This window comes from Aeromonas sp. 604443 (assembly GCF_049170315.1).
In the GTDB taxonomy this organism is placed as follows: Bacteria; Pseudomonadota; Gammaproteobacteria; order Enterobacterales; family Aeromonadaceae; genus Aeromonas; species Aeromonas veronii_A.
Genome location: NZ_JAAKMI010000003.1, coordinates 193,315 through 208,776, shown reverse-complemented (window position 1 = coordinate 208,776; position 15,462 = coordinate 193,315). Strand labels below are relative to the sequence as shown.

The following is a 15,462-nucleotide window of genomic DNA, read 5'->3' as shown; positions in this document are numbered from 1 at the left end:
CAAAGTTAAATCTATAAGATCTAAATCAGGAAAACTATCAAATGAAATATATAGAGCATAATGATGAGAATGCAGTCATCATGTTAGCCCATGCATTTTCCAACAATAGCTTAATCCCAATTATAGGTGCAGGGTTTACTGCAGGCTGCTTGACAAGAAAATCAACAAGAGTTCCAAATGGACGTGAATTCAAAGACATAATGATTAATAAAATATGTAGCATAAAATGTTACAGTGATGAACAAAAAACAAAACTTGAAAAGAAACGATTTAGTGAGGTCAGTGATTTATTTTTTGATGACTCGTGGACAGATACGAAAACTAGACAATTAATTTTAGAAAATAATTTCAGCGGCGTAATTCTTGATGATGAGAAAAAAAGGTTCATAAATGATATAAAGTGGCCTTATATATACACTCTTAATGTTGACGATGCCATTGAGAAGTCATCTAGTTATAACGTGGTATTACCATACGACATGGCCTTATCTCATGATTCTAAAAATCACCAAACACTATATAAAATTCATGGTGATGTAAATTATGAGCTGCGCCATGAAACAAGCAGATTAATATTCAAACGTTCAGACTATCTTGCATCACTTGATAAAAACAAGAAAATGCTAGAACTTCTACAGGCAGACTATCAAGAAAAAAACGTAATTTATATCGGTTGTAGTCTTAATGATGAAATGGATCTTGCTTTTGTTATTGCAAAACAAGCACAGGAAAAAAGAAAGCAAACTTTCAACATAATATTCCTAAGCGAAAAACCAGATGAAATAGATCAGCAAGACTATGTGAACATGGGAATAAACTGTATTATTCTTTATGAAAAAGGTAAATACGATCAAATATATGAATTAATCAATAAAGCATATCAACGCTCAGCTCAAAACACTCCTGAATTAGCCGCTTACAAAAAAACAATTTCACTTCTCCCAAAAAACAATGAGTTAAATAAAAACTTCCTGCTAACTGGGGCAGCTCAAATAAACGAAAAAAGCAAAACTGATACTTACACAATACCCTATTACTATGGAAAAAGAAGCCTTGAAAAGGAATTAATATCATCAATTAATAGCAATACAATCACAATTATTAAGGGCCCAAGAATTTCAGGAAAAACATTACTTTGCTACAGCGTAATCCACACGATAAAAGACAGAGAGATCTTTATCGTAGAATCCTCAAGCACTATCAATAACCACTCATTAAATAAGCTACTTGGACAAAAAGAGTCTGTTATATTTTTTGATTCTCAATCATTAGACAGTGAATCCTTCATTAAAATAAGAAAACAACTTGAACACATTCAAAAAAACAAAACCTCTATTATCATTTGCCTCAACGAGAATGATAATGATGACTCATTACTTTTAGAACGAAGGGCAATTCCAATTGGTGTATATAGATTGCACAACACCTTTAACCAAAATGAACTTGCTCATATCAATGAAAAAGCTATCGATGTTTTTCTCCCTACATTCACCCAAGGGAAATTCATTATTGACAAAATATTTAATGCGCTGAGAATCATGGGGGAAGATAAGATTATAAGCAAGATAAAACCTAGTATTGAACTTTATATTATTCTCTGTGTAATCGGTACAAAACACAGTATCTCAGGACAAGAAATATTATCATCAAGTTTAAATCCTGACAGTGTAGCCAATGTCGTAAAAGAGAATACACCTTTTTTAGAAATACAAGAAATACATAGAGGCGAGTATTACGATCACACCTCGTATAAAATTGTATCTTACGCATCCAGTTGGGTTGTTGCTGTCATAAGGGAATTTTTCAGAACAAAGGGCATTGAGTGGTGCACGGACAACTTAATTATCTTCTTAAAAGAAACATATATTAAAAACAGGTCACTAGCAATAAGCATGAGAAAATTTGACAATTTAAACTATCTATTTTCAGAAGGTAAGGGAGGTGCCGCCGGATTAATTATAAGCCTGTATGAGAAACTACAAGAAATAGAAGGAAGGGATCCTGAGTTTTATGTTCAAAAAAGCAAGGCTTATTATAATATATATCAAGGTGAAGACATATTATTGCAGTTAAGAAAAAGGATTAAAGAACTTGACACAGCTCAAACATGGGCTAAAAGCAGCAATTCATTGGCAACAGAGAGAAATATAATTCACATAAGAGCATTGCTATGGATAAAAATAATGCTCGATATAGCCACTCACGAAATTTCAGAGCATGATTTTAGTCGTTCTCTTAACTGCATCTTAGAGGCCACTGAGAATGGGAACAATCAAGAATATAGTGATACATTATTGAACAGCACAAGTAAATCATCACTAAACCTGAGGAAGTACATTGACAAGATAAATAAGAACATTACATCTATACCATTCATTTTAAAATACAAAGGCGAATGGACAACCCTGTCAAAAAAAATAAATAAATGACGTTCTCAATTAACTATGTTTTTAAGATTTTCTTTATGATCACTCTTTAGGAAATTTGAAAGCAAGCATTCAGTTCTAGTTATCGCCTGACACCGGCCTTAAACCGGTGTCAGAAGTAAGCTGAAATTTGGGACACCCACCTTTCTGAGCCAGTCATTACTCGGCTAGCTCAGAACTTATTCACCTTGCCCTATGCACAAAATAACCCCCCCCCCCCAGCTAGCGGGGGGGGGGTATTTCTATCGATTAGCTCACGACTAAGGCTCAAGCCAGCAGAAAAGTCCTTAACCGGGCAAACTCCGCTGGCAGGTTATGGGAGAGCAGCGGCAACTCGGCGTGTTTGGCCAGCGGGCCGGGCAGCGGTACATCGAGATGCAGGATCTCGTCCACCGACTCCTTGAACTTGGCGGGATGGGCGGTGCAGAGAAACACGCCCACTTCGTCCTCGGCCAGCTGTTCACCCAGCAGATCCCAAGCAATCGCACCGTGGGGCTCGCACAGATAATCCAGCTGATGCAGGCGCTTGAGCGCGTCGCGGGTCTGGGCGTCGTCACGCATGCCGGAGCCCAAGGTCTCCAGCGCCCAGCCCTTGCGACGGCACAGCTCTTCTACTCGCGGCCAGTTGTTGGGGCGGCTGACATCCATGGCGTTCGACAGGGTGGCCACTGTCTGGTGCGGCTCCCACTGACCGGTTTTCAGGTAGCGCGGCACGGTATCGTTGGCGTTGGTGGCGGCGATAAAGCGCTTCACCGGCAGCCCCAGCGCCTTGGCAATCAAGCCTGCGGTGAGGTTGCCAAAGTTGCCGGACGGCACGCTGATGACCGCCTTGGCGCGATCGGCTTTGGGCAGCTGGGCCACCGCTTCGAAGTAGTAGCAAACCTGCGCCAGCAGACGGCTGATATTGATGGAGTTGGCAGAGTTGAGGCCAATGGCCTTTTTCAGCGCTTCGTCGTCAAAAGCCTGTTTTACCAGCGCCTGACAGGCATCGAAGTCGCCATCGATGGCGATGGTGCGAATATTGCCGCCGAGGGTGCAAAAGAGCTTCTCTTGCAAGGGGCTTATCTTGCCCTTGGGATAGAGGATCACCACCTCGATCCCCTCCAGCCCGTAGAAGGCGTGGGCCACGGCGGCGCCGGTGTCGCCGGAGGTGGCGGTGAGAATGGTGATCTTGTCGTTGGTTCTAAAGGCCGCGAGGCACTGGGCCATAAAGCGGCCGCCGAAATCCTTGAACGCCAGGGTCGGGCCGTGGAACAGCTCAAGGGCATAGGTGCCATCCTTGAGTTTCACCAGCGGCGCCGGGAAGGTGAAGGCGGCGTTGATAAGCTCGCTCACTTTCGCTGCAGGCACTTCGTCCCCCAGCAGGTGGCTGATAATGCGGGCTGAGCGTTCGGCCAACGGCAGATCCAGCAGGGCATCCACATCGGCGAGCGGTTCGAGTTGTTCGGGGAAGAAGAGCCCCTGTTCGCGACCCAAGCCCTGACGCACCGCCTGCGCAAAGCTCACCTGTTCGCTGTTGTCCTTGATGTTGTAGAGATTCATAGCTCGCTTCCTGTTACCCGTGCCCCGGCCATGTCCAATTTGCAGACCCGGGCAAATCCATCTTCGTTCTGCACGAAATGTGCTTCCATCCAATCCTTCATCCGCTCGGCCTGCGCCAGATCCTTCATCACCACAAATACGGTGGGGCCGGAGCCGGAGATGCCGGTGGCCAGCGCCCCGTTCTGGGCCGCCTGCGCCCGCACCTCGGCAAAGCCTTCGATCAGCGCCGCGCGGTAGGGCTCGGCAATCACGTCTTTCAATACGCTCGCCGCCAGCCCCTCCTGCGCGGTGTAGCTGGCGTGGACAAAGGCAGCCAAGCGACGACCGTAGGTGAGGCAATCCTGACGGCGATATTGGGCCGGCAGAATGGCGCGGGCGGCAGCGGTCGAAACCACGGTACCCGGGTAGCAGACCACCCAGTACCACTGATCGAACACCGGAATACCCTGACTGATAACGCCGTGCTCTTCCAGCACCAGCTGCATGCCGCCCAGATAACAGGGGGCCACGTTGTCGTAGTGAACGGAGCCGGAGATCTTGCCTTCCATCTCCCCCATCAGCAGCAGCATGTCGTGCTCGTTGAGCGGCGCGCCGTGAAAGGCGTTGAGCCCTTCAAGGGCCGCCACCACGCTGCAGGCGCTGGAACCCAGACCCGAGCCGACCGGCAGGTTCTTCTCCAGCACCATTTCAAGCGGCTTGAGTTTAAGGCCGCGCTTCTCCAGCGCCTCGCCATAGGCCACCCAGCAGTCATGGAGGATATTCTTTTTCGGATCGTCCGGCAGCTTGTGGGCGTAGCGGCCCACGGATGAGAGGGCGAACGGCACGTCAGCCCCTTTTACCTGTACCCGATCGCCGAGCAGAGAGCCATCCACGGGGGCGAGCGCCGCCCCCAGTACATCGAATCCCACGCTCAGGTTGGCGCTGGAGGCGGGCGCGTAGGCAACCACGCTACTGCTCTGGTACATGTCTGAACTCATGCTTACAACTCCTGCTTCCAGTTCTGGGTGCGCAGCACGTCGGCAAAGACGCCCGCCGCGGTCACTTCGGTACCGGCGCCATAGCCACGCAGCACCAGCGGGATCGGCTGGTAGTAGGTGGAGAAGAAGGCGAGCGCGTTCTCCCCGTCTTTGACCTTGAACAGCGGCTCGTCGCCACCGACCGCCTTGATGGCCACCTTGCACTTGCCACCCTCGATGGAGCCCACATAGCGCAGCACCTTGCCTTCACGCTGGGCAGCGGCGAACTGGTCGCGGAACCAGCCATCGGCTTCGGGCAGGCGGGCCATAAAGGCTTCCACGTCGCCGCTCACATCAAAGCCGGGCGGCAGCGCCTGCTCGACTTCGACATCGGAGAGCTCCAGCGCCATACCTGCTTCGCGAGCCAGAATGAGCAGCTTGCGCGCCACATCCATGCCGTTGAGATCGTCACGGGGATCCGGCTCGGTAAAGCCGTTGCTGCGGGCGATTTGGGTTGCCTCGGAGAAGGCCATCCCCTCGTCCAGCTTGCCGAAGATAAAGGAGAGGGAACCGGAGAGGATGCCGTCAAACGCACGCAGCTTGTCACCGGCCATGATGAGGTTCTGCAGGTTCTCGATAACCGGCAGACCGGCGCCGACGTTGGTCTCGTACAGGAACTTGCGGCGAGTCTGGCGGGCGGTGCGGCGCAGCGCCTTGTAGTAATCGAGCGAACCGGTGTTGGCCTTCTTGTTGGGAGTGACCACATGGAAACCGGCGGCGAGGAAGTCGGCATACTGGACGGCTACCGCCTCGGAGGAGGTGCAGTCGACGATCACCGGGTTGATGATGTGGCTATCTTCCACCAGCTTTTTCACCCCTTCCAGCGAGAAGCTGTCGCGGGCTTCCACCAGCTGTTCACGCCAGTTGGCGAGGTTCAGGCCATCCTTGTTGACCGCCATCTGGCGGCTGTTAGCGATGCCGACCACGCGAAGGCCTGTGCCCTGCTCGGCCAGTACCGGTTGCTGGCGGGCAATCTGATCCACCAGCGCCGCACCGACGCCGCCGACCCCTACCACAAACAGATCGATAAACTGCTGGCTGCCAAAGAAGTTCTGGTGGCACGCCTTGATGGCTTCCGCCACCTTTCGATCCCGCACCACCGCCGAGATGGAACGCTCGCTGGAGCCCTGCGCAATGGCGACGATATTGATGGAGGCTTGCGCCAGCGAGGTGAAGAAGCGGGCCGCCATCCCCTTGCTGGTGCGCATGCCGTCACCGATCAGGGAGATGATCGCCAGATCGCTGATGATATCCAGCGGCTCCAGCAGCTGGTTTTTGAACTCCAGCTCGAACTCGCGCTCTAGCACCTTGCGGGTCTTGTCGCTGTCGTAGCTGTGGATACAGAAGCTGACGCTGTACTCGGAAGATGACTGGGTGATCAGCACGATACTGACCCCGGCGCGGGAGACGGCTGAGAAGATACGACCGGCCATGCCGACCATCCCCTTCATGCCGGGGCCGGAGACGTTGAACATGCACATGCCGGAGAGATCCGAGATGGCCTTCACTTTCAGGTCATCGTCGCCGCTCTCGGGGCCGATAAGGGTGCCCGGCCCCTGCGGGTTGAAGCTGTTCTTGATGAGGCAGGGAATGTGGAACTGGGCCACCGGCGCGATGGTTTTCGGGTGCAGCACCTTGGCACCGAAGTAGGAGAGCTCCATCGCCTCCTTGTAGGAGAGGGTTTTCAGCAGATAGGCATCCGGCACCAGACGGGGGTCGCAGCTGTAGCAGCCTTCGACGTCAGTCCAGATCTCGCAGCACTCGGCATCGACACAGGCAGCCAGCACGGCGGCGGAGTAGTCGGAGCCGTTGCGACCCAGCAGCACGGTCTCGCCCTTGTCGCTGCCACCGGTAAAGCCCGGCATCAGGTAGAGGCAGTCGCTACGCAGCCCCTTGGCGGCAAAGCGCAGGCGGGAGGCTTCGATATCGACATGGGCTTCCAGATAGCCGCCGTCGGTGACCAGCAGCTCTTCCGGTACGATCAGCTCCAGATCCAGACCACGCACCCGCAGCAATTCGTGCATAAAGGCGATGGAGAGGTTCTCGCCACGGCTCAGAATGCGCGCCTGCACGTTATCCGGGCAGAGGCCCAGCAGGCGGATGCCCTGCATCAGCCGCTCCACCTGATCCAGCTCGGCGGTGAGACGGGCCAACAGCGCCTTGTCATCGAGCGCCGGATAGGCCGCCTTCAACCCGGCCAGCAGTCGGGAGAAGATACCGTTGACTTCAAACAGGGTGGAACTGGCATCCATGCCGCGACTGGTCTGTTCCACCAGCGCCACCAGATGATTGGTCACCTTGGCAGGTGCAGAGAGCACCAGGGCTACCTGAGATTGGCCGTGGGTGTTGACCGCGATATCGGCCACCCGTAAAAAACGCTCTGCATCGGCCAGTGAAGACCCGCCAAATTTCAACACTCTCATCGCTTTCTCTCCCTGTAAATCTATGAAATTCAATCTAAAAACCAGTCCAACAAAAAGGCCCGTACTGGGTGGGTACGGGCCTTTTCTGATTTCTGTGCTTGTTCGTCAGCGCATCAACCGGCCCCAGTGCCACCTGTGGTGGTACCGGTAATAATGGTGGTGGTGATGACGTTGGTGAATAACTGCATGACGAACACTCGTTGACGAAGCTGGCTTTTAGCAATACCGCGGCGGGCGCTGGGCTGTCAACTTAAACCTCTTTGCCAAGTTTGCGCGCAAGGTCTTTGCAGAGCAGGTGGAGCATGTTCAAATCCCGCTGCGGCAGCATGGGCACCCGGTCCATCACCCATTGATACAGTTTTTCATCCTGCGAAACTCCGAGTTCACCCAGCAATTCTGCTGTTTTGCTTTTCAGCACCCGAACCTGCCCAGCGTTATCAAAATTTTCTGCTACCGCAGTGGCGCCGTCGGCGTTCAGCTCATCCATCAGCTGACTCATCTCGTAGGCGTAGAGCATGATCGCCTGCCCCAGATTGAGAGACGGGTAGCTCACCTTGAGGGGCAGATAGCTGATGAGATCGACCTCGGCCAGCTGCTCGTTGGAGAGCCCCGACTCCTCGCAGCCAAAGACGATGGCGACCTTGCCGAGTGATGGCTTGGCGCGGATCTGCTCGCGGATCTCCCCCGGCGTGAGGTAGTGCTGGTAGCGACCGCGCTCACGGGCAGTGGTGGCGATCACCAGATCCATATCCGCCAGCGCCTCGGGCAGGGTATCGAACGCCTCGGCCTGGGTCAGGATCTCCTGGGCGCCGTGGGCTACCCAGCTCGCCTCCTCCTCTTCGTGTACCCGGCTCGCCACCAGTCGCATGGCATCGAATCCCATGGTTTTCATGGCGCGGGCAGCCGCCCCCACATTCGCAGGTCGGGCAGGTGCCACCAGGACAAAATAGAGCTTCATCGGGTTTCCTCACAGGCCGAACGGCCTCTCAAACAGACAGCAAACAGTCGCTAAACCATCACCAAAACAGGGGCGCAATCTACCGTTTATCCCCGAAAATTGCCACTTGAACAGACGTTTGAATGTTGCGATAGTGGCCAGACGTGTGAACAAATTACACCCAATCCTTCGCGCTATCGGCCCGACAGATCACAAGGAAGAGAGAGATGCAGCAGCCATTGGAACAGGCCGTCGCCGAGACTATCTTGCAACGCTTCGAGTCGTTTTACAGCCGGTTTCTCGAGATAACCCAGGGCAGCAAGAGCCGCTTCGAGAACAGTGACTGGCTGGGGGTGCAGCTCGCCGGGCGCGAGCGAATTCGCCTCTATGACCACCATGTGGGGGCAACCGCCAGCTCCATCCGCCAGATGATGGGGGAGCACCACGCCACCCAGGAGCTGCTCAAGCGGGTCAAAAGCGCCTTCAGCGATCTACTGCCCCGTTGTGACAACTTCGAGGTGGCGGAGTCCTTCTTCAACTCCGTCTATCGCCGGATCTTTCGCCATCGCAATATCCGCGACGAGAACCTCTATATCCACCCCTTTGTCAGCCGTGGCGAAAAACCGGACCTGAGCGCCCTGCTGCGGATCTATCGCACCGATCTGGCCCATCTGCCGCAGACCTTGAGCCAGCTTTTGGGGGATTACAGCTTCACCCTCCCCTACGAGGACAAGCAGCGGGATATTGTCGACATCCACCGCCATCTTGCGGAGAACGGCCCGCAAATCCTCCATGACGAGCCGTTTGCCATCGAGCTCCTCAAAGAGGTGTTCTACCGCAACAAAGGGGCCTATCTGGTGGGGCTGATCCGGGCCCGGGATCAGGTCTTCCCCTTTATCCTGCCCCTGCTCAGCACCGGCCACAGCATCTATGTGGACACGGTGATCTTCGAGCCGGATCTCGCCTCCATCGTGTTTGGCTTCGCCCGTGCCTACTTTATGGTTTATGCCCGCGAACCGGCGCTGTTCGTCGCCTTCCTGCGCCAAATCATGCCCCACAAGCCCGATTACGAGATCTACAACGCCATCGGCTGCCAGAAGCACGGCAAGACCGAGCTCTATCGCCACTACCGCCATCATCTGGCCCAGAGTCGGGATCAGTTCATCATCGCCCCCGGCATCAAGGGGATGGTGATGAGCGTGTTCACCCTCCCCTCCTACGATGTGGTGTTCAAGGTGATCAAGGACGAGTTCACGCCGCCCAAAGATGTGAGTCACGAGCAGGTGAAGGCGAAATACCGGCTGGTAAAACAGCACGACCGGGTTGGCCGGATGGCCGATACCCAGGAGTTCACCAACTTCGAGTTTCCGCTCGATCGCATCTCGCCGGAGCTCCTTGCCGAGCTCAAGACGGTGGCACCGTCGGCGCTCACCATCAGCGACGACAAGCTGGTGATCAAGCACCTCTATACCGAGCGCAAGATGATCCCCCTCAACCTCTATCTGGACAAGGCGGACGAGCAGCAGACCCGGCTCGCACTGGAGGAGTACGGCAACGCCATCAAGCAGCTGGCGGCGGCCAACATCTTCCCGGGGGACATGCTGTTCAAGAACTTTGGCGTCACCCGTCACGGCCGGGTGGTCTTCTACGACTACGACGAGATCTGCTACATGACGGAGTGCAACTTCCGCCAGATCCCGCCGCCCCGCTACCCCGAGGATGAGTGGAGCGCCGAGCCCTGGTACTCGGTGGCCCCCAACGACATCTTCCCCGAGGAGTTCGCCACCTTCCTGCTGCAAAAACCGCAGGTGCGGGAGATCATGTTGCAGCTGCACAAGGAGATGTTCGACGCCAACTACTGGAAGATGCTGCAGAGCAACATCAAGGTGGGGGTGTTCGAGGATGTCTACCCCTACCGGCGCAAGAAGCGCTTCAAGTACCAGCGCGGCGGCTGATCCCGCAGCGCCCGCGCACATCGCAGCAACGAAAACGGGGTGGCCAGTGCCACCCCGTTTTGCTGACCGCTGCGCGACTTAACTGCCGCGACGGCGGATCACCCCCTCCTGCATGGTGCTCGCCACCAGCATGCCATCACGGGTAAAAAACTGGCCGCGCACCAGACCGCGACCGCTGCTGGCGCTCGGGCTGTCTACCACGTAGAGCAGCCAGTCGTCGAAGCGGAAATCCCGGTGGAACCACATGGAGTGATCGATGGTGGCCACCTGCATATCCGGCTCCCAGTAGGACACCCCGTGGGGCTGCAGCGAGGTGAGCAGGAAGTTGAAGTCGGAGGCGTAGGCCAGCAGGTATTTGTGCACCCGCAGATCATCCGGCATCTGGCCGTTGGCCTTGAACCAGACGTGACGCACCGGATCCTGCACCGTTGGCCGGATAGGGTCGACCAGGGTCACCGGGCGCATCTCGATGGGCTGCTCGCAGAGGATTTTATCGCGCAGGGAGGCCGGGATCAGGTTCTCGTAGGGGCGCACCAGCTCCAGCTCGCTCTTGAGCTCCTCCGGCGGAGTGATGCCGGTCGGCATCTGCGCCTGATGCTCGAAACCGTCGGCCGGCACCTGAAACGAGGCGTTGAGATAGAAGATGGGCTTGCCGCCCTGAATCGCCTTGACCCGACGGGTGGAGACGGTCTGGCCGTCGCGGATATTCTCCACGTCATAGACGATGGGACGGGTCACATCCCCCGGACGCAGGAAGTAGGAGTGAAAACTGTGAACCTGACGGCCGGTCTCGACCGTCTGCTTGGCGGCTGACAAGGCCTGCCCCATTACCTGTCCGCCAAACACGGCCCGCAGACCGAGATCCTGGCTCTGGCCCCGAAACAGGCCCTCCTCGATTTTTTCCAGCGCCAGCAACGCCAGCAGCTCATCAAGTACCTTGCTCATCGTTCACTCCTCTATCAGAGCCGCACAGGCTAACAAGCTCACCGGAGCAGAGCAACCGCCACAACCCCTTCCGCCCGCCAAAGGGAACTTCAAGGGCCATACGCCGCGACCAACAGCATTTATCGAGTCTGTTTTTTCCCTGCCAGAACCGCTACGCTGTCAGCAATCGATAGAGGTGAGGTCACCCGCCATGCACATCCGTTATCCGGTCACGCCCTCTGCCACTTATCGCCTCCGCTCGTCCCTTCGCTTTCTTGCCACCCTGTTTGCTCTCTCGCTGCTCCCGGCCGCCACGGTGCAGAGCGCGGTGATTATCACCGGCGAATTGCCCCCCTACTCTTCAGCGACGCTGGCCAATGGCGGCGAGCTGGCAAGCAAGGTGCTCACCACTCTCAAAGCGGCAGGCCACCCAGGTCTGCGGATCTCCTACCAGCCTTGGCCGAGAGGACTTAAAAACATCGAGCTGGGCAACGCCATCGCCGCCTTCCCCTTTACCTGGACCAACGAGCGCAGCAACACCCTGTTGTTCAGTACCCCCATCGCCTTCGATATCCAGTCCTGGTACACCACGCCCGACAAGAAGGGGCTGGAATCCCCACCCTGGCAGCAGAAAACCGCCTGCGTGCCCAAGGGGTGGTTCTCCGATGCCATCGAGCGGGTGACCATCGAGCAGAAGCTGATCGTCAGAACAACCAACCGCCTCAACCAGTGTGTCGAACTACTGAAAAAGGGCAAAGTCGATCTGGTGCCCATCAACGACACCTCAAAAAAGAACCTCTCGGAGGAGGACAACGCCGCCCTCTACCGCCTCTCGCTGTTTCGCCAGAACGTCACCTTCTATCTGGTCACCGCCCGCAATGAAGAGGGAGAGATGTTTATCCGCGACTTCAACAAAGAGTGGATGACACCGGCCAACTGAGGAGTGTGAGAGCAATCATTGCCACATGACCGGAGCCAGCCTGCAGCTGGAGGTCACCCGCTAGAGATGAAAAAGGCCCGCACCAGTTGGTGCGGGCCTTTGCTTGGCCGACTGCGCACTTGAACGGCGCACAGTTCGCAACGGGCTATCGGCTTACTTGCTGCCGGTACCGGAGTTGCGGGTAGACGCTTGTGGCTTGCGACGGGCGGTGGTGGCGCGAGCGCGCGGCTCTTTGCCCTGCATCTCTTTGTGACGCTGCACGGCGCGACGGATCTGGGCGGCCTGCTTGTGGCGGCTGGTTTTGCCATCTTGCTGCAGATCGACCTTGGATTCGGTCTCCGGCGGCAGGTTGACCAGACCGCGCAGGTAGTTCACTTCCGGCAGTTTCAGCTCTTGCCAGCCGCCGCGCGGGATGCCGCGGTCCAGCTTGACGTCGCCGTAGCGGATACGCATCAGGCGGCTCACCTGCACTTCCTGGGATTCCCACAGGCGGCGCACTTCACGGTTGCGACCTTCAGTCAGGGTGACGTTGAACCACTGGTTCAGACCCTCACCGCCAGCCGGTTTGATCTTGTTGAACTTGGCGGTGCCATCTTCCAGCTGCACGCCCTTGCGCAGACGCTGCAGCATGGCTTCGGTGATCTCGCCAAAGACACGCACCGCGTATTCCCGCTCCACTTCGTGGCTCGGGTGCATCAGACGGTTGGCCAGCTCACCGTCGGTGGTGAACAGCAACAGACCGGAGGTGTTGACGTCGAGGCGGCCGACCGCAATCCAGCGGGCACCTTCCATCTTGGGCAGACGATCAAACACGGTGGGACGACCTTCCGGATCGTGACGGGTACACATCTCCCCTTCCGGCTTGTGGTAAGCCAGTACGCGGCAGATCACTTCCTCTGCGGCACGGGTCTTGACCTGGTGACCATCCACCCGGATCACGGCGTTCACTTCGACGCGATCCCCCAGTGTGGCGACCTTGCCATCCACACTGACCCGACCTGCGGTGATCAGGGCCTCCATCTCACGACGGGAGCCGTGACCCGCGCGGGCCAACACTTTTTGCAGTTTTTCACTCATCGGGGTTACCTGATTGTTGATCGCTGCCCACTGGTAAAAGGGGCAACGGGGTTAACTGTAACAAACGCCGGTTGGAGCGATCGCCACAGTTGAAAAATGTATATCTCGGTGACATCGGCACGCTTGGGCGCCATTCACCGGGCATCGCTCTCCCCGTCCACCGCAGAGGGCAACAGGGGTTGCAGCTCCGGATCCAGCTCGGGGAGCTGCTCCAGACTCTGCAGATTAAAATAATCCAGAAACTCTCTGGTGGTGGCGAGCAGTTCGGGGCGACCGGCCACCTCTTTGTGGCCTATGCTGCGCACCCAGCCACGCTCTTTCAGGGTATTCACTATCTGGCTCGACACCGCCACCCCGCGGATCGCTTCGATCTCGGCCCGGGTGATGGGTTGGCGATAGGCGATCAGGGTCAGCGTCTCCATCACGGCGCGCGAATAGCGCGGAGCCCGCTCGCTCCAGAGCCGCGAGAGCTCTTCGGCATACTCCTGACGCGCCTGAAAGCGCCAGCCGGAGGCGACCTCCTTGAGCTCGACGCCTCGTGAGCTGTAATCTTGCCTGATCTCGGCCAACAGCAGCTGAACATAGCGACTGGTCACCGGATAATCCGCCAGCACGCTGCTTTTCAGCTCGCTGACATTGAGCGGACGACCGGCCACAAACAGCGCCGCTTCGATCAGGGTCTTGAGTCGTTCAGTGGGCAGCGCCACGGTTGCCCTCCTCGCTCTGCTCGGCCAATGCGAAATGGATTGGGCCAAGGGGTTCTGCCTGCAGGATCCAGATCAGTTGCTCCTTGCACAGCTCCAGCAGGGCCAGAAACGTCACCAGTACCCCCATCCGCCCCTCTTCGGCACGCAGCACCTGCTCAAGGCGCAGGGTCTGCCCCAGCGTGAGCATGGCAAGGATCTCCGCCATGCGCACCCGGGTCGGGATCTGTTCGCGGCGGATCTGGTGATGTTCGAAATGAGTCGCGCGTTTTACCACACTTTGCATGTAAAGGGCGAGCTCAACCAGCGAAACATCGGGCGCCAGTGGCTTGAGGGCGCCAAAATCGGGGGGCAAGGCGGTGGCGATATAAATCTCCCGCTCCACCCGAGGCAGCTCATTGACCTTCTCCGCCCCTACCTTGTAGCGCTCGTACTCCTGCAGGCGGCGGATCAGGGTCACCCGCGGGTCTTCTCCCTCATCTTCATCCTCCAGCTCCGGCGCCTTGGGCAGCAGCAGGCGGGATTTTATCTCCGCCAGCCAGGCTGCCATCAGCAGATACTCAGCCGCCAGCTCAAGGTTGAGCCCCTGCATCAGCTCCACGTACTCCATGTACTGGGCGGTGATCTGCAGGATCGGCAGGTTGAGAATATCGAGCTGCTGGCGCCGGATCAGATAGAGCAGCAGATCGAGCGGCCCCTCGAAGGTATCGAGGAACACCTCCAGCGCATCGGGCGGGATGAACAGATCCTGGGGCAGCTCGTGATAGGGCTGCCCCAGGACTTTCGCGATGGGTAGTGCGGTGCCAGCCCCCGTCACGGCGGAAGGGACTGTCACCGGTTCAGCGACATCACTCAAATGGAGTCGGATCCCCGGCGCCGCGACGACGCAATACCGGCTCGTCGTCAGAGAAATCGACCACAGTGGTGGGCTGCTCACCCAGATAACCGCCGTTGACCACCAGATCGATCTGCTTGCCCAGCTTGTCGAAGATCTCTTCCGGGTCGAACTCGGCCATCTCTGACTCCGGCAGGATCAATGTGGTGGAGAGCAGCGGCTCGCCGAGGGCTTCCAAGAGCGCTTGGGCAATCTTGTTGTCCGGCACCCGGATACCGATGCTCTTCTTCTTCTCGTTCATCAGGCGGCGAGGCACCTCTTTGGTCGCCTTGAAGATGAAGGTGTAGGCGCCCGGGGTGTTGTTCTTGATCAGGCGAAACGCGCTGTTGTCGACCTTGGCGTAGGTGGAGATCTCGGAGAGATCGCGGCACACCAGGGTGAAGTCGTGGTTGGCATCGAGGCGACGGATGCGGCAGATGCGCTCCAGCGCGCCCTTGTCACCCATTTGGCAACCCAGCGCATAACCGGAGTCGGTCGGATAGACGATGACGCCGCCGTTCTGGATGATCTGTACCGCCTGACCGATCAGACGGGCCTGGGGGTTTTCAGGATGTACGTAAAAATGCTGACTCATAGCTTGTTCTCGCAATGGGGGCAGCAATACCTGCCCGCTCGTATGGTCA

12 protein-coding genes are annotated in these 15,462 nt (G+C 56.3%); 3 read left to right on the top strand and 9 right to left on the bottom strand.

Translation table 11 applies throughout. From position 1 onward, the window contains the following. Positions 1-41 precede the first annotated feature (41 nt). Positions 42-2,429: an SIR2 family protein gene (locus G5380_RS06545; protein ID WP_421352545.1), complete on the top strand. Its 2,388-nt coding sequence runs from the start codon at positions 42-44 to the stop codon at positions 2,427-2,429. A 264-nt stretch (positions 2,430-2,693) separates the two neighbouring features. Here the strand turns inward: G5380_RS06545 and thrC are convergent, their stop codons facing one another. The 4 genes from thrC to G5380_RS06525 all read right to left on the bottom strand — a co-directional run bounded on the left by thrC (position 2,694) and on the right by G5380_RS06525 (position 8,365). Continuing rightward, positions 2,694-3,968 (bottom strand): threonine synthase, encoded by a 1,275-nt coding sequence (gene thrC, locus G5380_RS06540; protein ID WP_421352544.1) that lies wholly within the window; start codon positions 3,966-3,968, stop codon positions 2,694-2,696. Next, on the bottom strand, positions 3,965-4,945 hold the full coding sequence (thrB, locus tag G5380_RS06535) for a homoserine kinase (RefSeq protein WP_421352543.1): 981 nt from the start codon (positions 4,943-4,945) through the stop codon (positions 3,965-3,967). The genes thrC and thrB overlap by 4 nt, the downstream gene beginning before the upstream one ends. 2 nt (positions 4,946-4,947) lie before the next feature. Beyond that, positions 4,948-7,407, bottom strand: coding sequence for a bifunctional aspartate kinase/homoserine dehydrogenase I (thrA, locus tag G5380_RS06530; protein WP_042080981.1), 2,460 nt, complete (start codon positions 7,405-7,407; stop codon positions 4,948-4,950). Between the two features lie 250 nt (positions 7,408-7,657). After that, positions 7,658-8,365 carry a tRNA/rRNA methyltransferase gene (locus G5380_RS06525; RefSeq protein ID WP_421208620.1) on the bottom strand — a complete coding sequence of 236 codons (708 nt, stop codon included), beginning with the start codon at positions 8,363-8,365 and terminating at the stop codon, positions 7,658-7,660. Between the two features lie 206 nt (positions 8,366-8,571). Between G5380_RS06525 and aceK the strand changes: the two genes are divergently transcribed. Then, positions 8,572-10,299, top strand: coding sequence for a bifunctional isocitrate dehydrogenase kinase/phosphatase (gene aceK / locus G5380_RS06520; RefSeq protein ID WP_058059117.1), 1,728 nt, complete (start codon positions 8,572-8,574; stop codon positions 10,297-10,299). 78 nt (positions 10,300-10,377) lie between these two features. Here the strand turns inward: aceK and tesB are convergent, their stop codons facing one another. Further along, positions 10,378-11,244 carry an acyl-CoA thioesterase II gene (gene tesB, locus G5380_RS06515; protein WP_019445657.1) on the bottom strand — a complete coding sequence of 289 codons (867 nt, stop codon included), beginning with the start codon at positions 11,242-11,244 and terminating at the stop codon, positions 10,378-10,380. Positions 11,245-11,434: 190 nt separating this feature from the next. On the opposite strand from tesB, the gene G5380_RS06510 reads away from it, so the two are divergent. Further along, the gene (locus tag G5380_RS06510) at positions 11,435-12,163 is read left to right on the top strand and encodes a transporter substrate-binding domain-containing protein (protein WP_201991674.1); all 729 of its coding nucleotides are present in this window, start codon (positions 11,435-11,437) and stop codon (positions 12,161-12,163) included. Positions 12,164-12,316: 153 nt separating this feature from the next. On the opposite strand, the gene rluB is transcribed toward G5380_RS06510, so the two are convergent. The 4 genes from rluB to G5380_RS06490 all read right to left on the bottom strand — a co-directional run bounded on the left by rluB (position 12,317) and on the right by G5380_RS06490 (position 15,413). Next, the gene (gene rluB / locus G5380_RS06505; RefSeq protein ID WP_005347347.1) at positions 12,317-13,240 is read right to left on the bottom strand and encodes a 23S rRNA pseudouridine(2605) synthase RluB; all 924 of its coding nucleotides are present in this window, start codon (positions 13,238-13,240) and stop codon (positions 12,317-12,319) included. 134 nt (positions 13,241-13,374) lie between these two features. Then, the gene (scpB, locus tag G5380_RS06500; protein WP_005350230.1) at positions 13,375-13,947 is read right to left on the bottom strand and encodes an SMC-Scp complex subunit ScpB; all 573 of its coding nucleotides are present in this window, start codon (positions 13,945-13,947) and stop codon (positions 13,375-13,377) included. Then, positions 13,931-14,800 carry a segregation and condensation protein A gene (locus G5380_RS06495; RefSeq protein ID WP_421352542.1) on the bottom strand — a complete coding sequence of 290 codons (870 nt, stop codon included), beginning with the start codon at positions 14,798-14,800 and terminating at the stop codon, positions 13,931-13,933. Before G5380_RS06495 ends, scpB begins: the two co-directional genes overlap by 17 nt. Continuing rightward, the gene (locus G5380_RS06490) at positions 14,793-15,413 is read right to left on the bottom strand and encodes an L-threonylcarbamoyladenylate synthase (RefSeq protein ID WP_021231208.1); all 621 of its coding nucleotides are present in this window, start codon (positions 15,411-15,413) and stop codon (positions 14,793-14,795) included. Before G5380_RS06490 ends, G5380_RS06495 begins: the two co-directional genes overlap by 8 nt. Between the last annotated feature and the right edge of the window lie 49 nt (positions 15,414-15,462).

Coding starts and splice junctions, on each gene's coding strand:
- thrB (WP_421352543.1), bottom strand. CDS start 4,945: ATGAGTTCAGACATGTACCAGAGCAGTAGCGTGGTTGCCTACGCGCCC.
- thrC (WP_421352544.1), bottom strand. CDS start 3,968: ATGAATCTCTACAACATCAAGGACAACAGCGAACAGGTGAGCTTTGCG.
- tesB (WP_019445657.1), bottom strand. CDS start 11,244: ATGAGCAAGGTACTTGATGAGCTGCTGGCGTTGCTGGCGCTGGAAAAA.
- G5380_RS06510 (WP_201991674.1), top strand. CDS start 11,435: ATGCACATCCGTTATCCGGTCACGCCCTCTGCCACTTATCGCCTCCGC.
- G5380_RS06490 (WP_021231208.1), bottom strand. CDS start 15,413: ATGAGTCAGCATTTTTACGTACATCCTGAAAACCCCCAGGCCCGTCTG.
- G5380_RS06525 (WP_421208620.1), bottom strand. CDS start 8,365: ATGAAGCTCTATTTTGTCCTGGTGGCACCTGCCCGACCTGCGAATGTG.
- thrA (WP_042080981.1), bottom strand. CDS start 7,407: ATGAGAGTGTTGAAATTTGGCGGGTCTTCACTGGCCGATGCAGAGCGT.
- G5380_RS06545 (WP_421352545.1), top strand. CDS start 42: ATGAAATATATAGAGCATAATGATGAGAATGCAGTCATCATGTTAGCC.
- rluB (WP_005347347.1), bottom strand. CDS start 13,240: ATGAGTGAAAAACTGCAAAAAGTGTTGGCCCGCGCGGGTCACGGCTCC.
- aceK (WP_058059117.1), top strand. CDS start 8,572: ATGCAGCAGCCATTGGAACAGGCCGTCGCCGAGACTATCTTGCAACGC.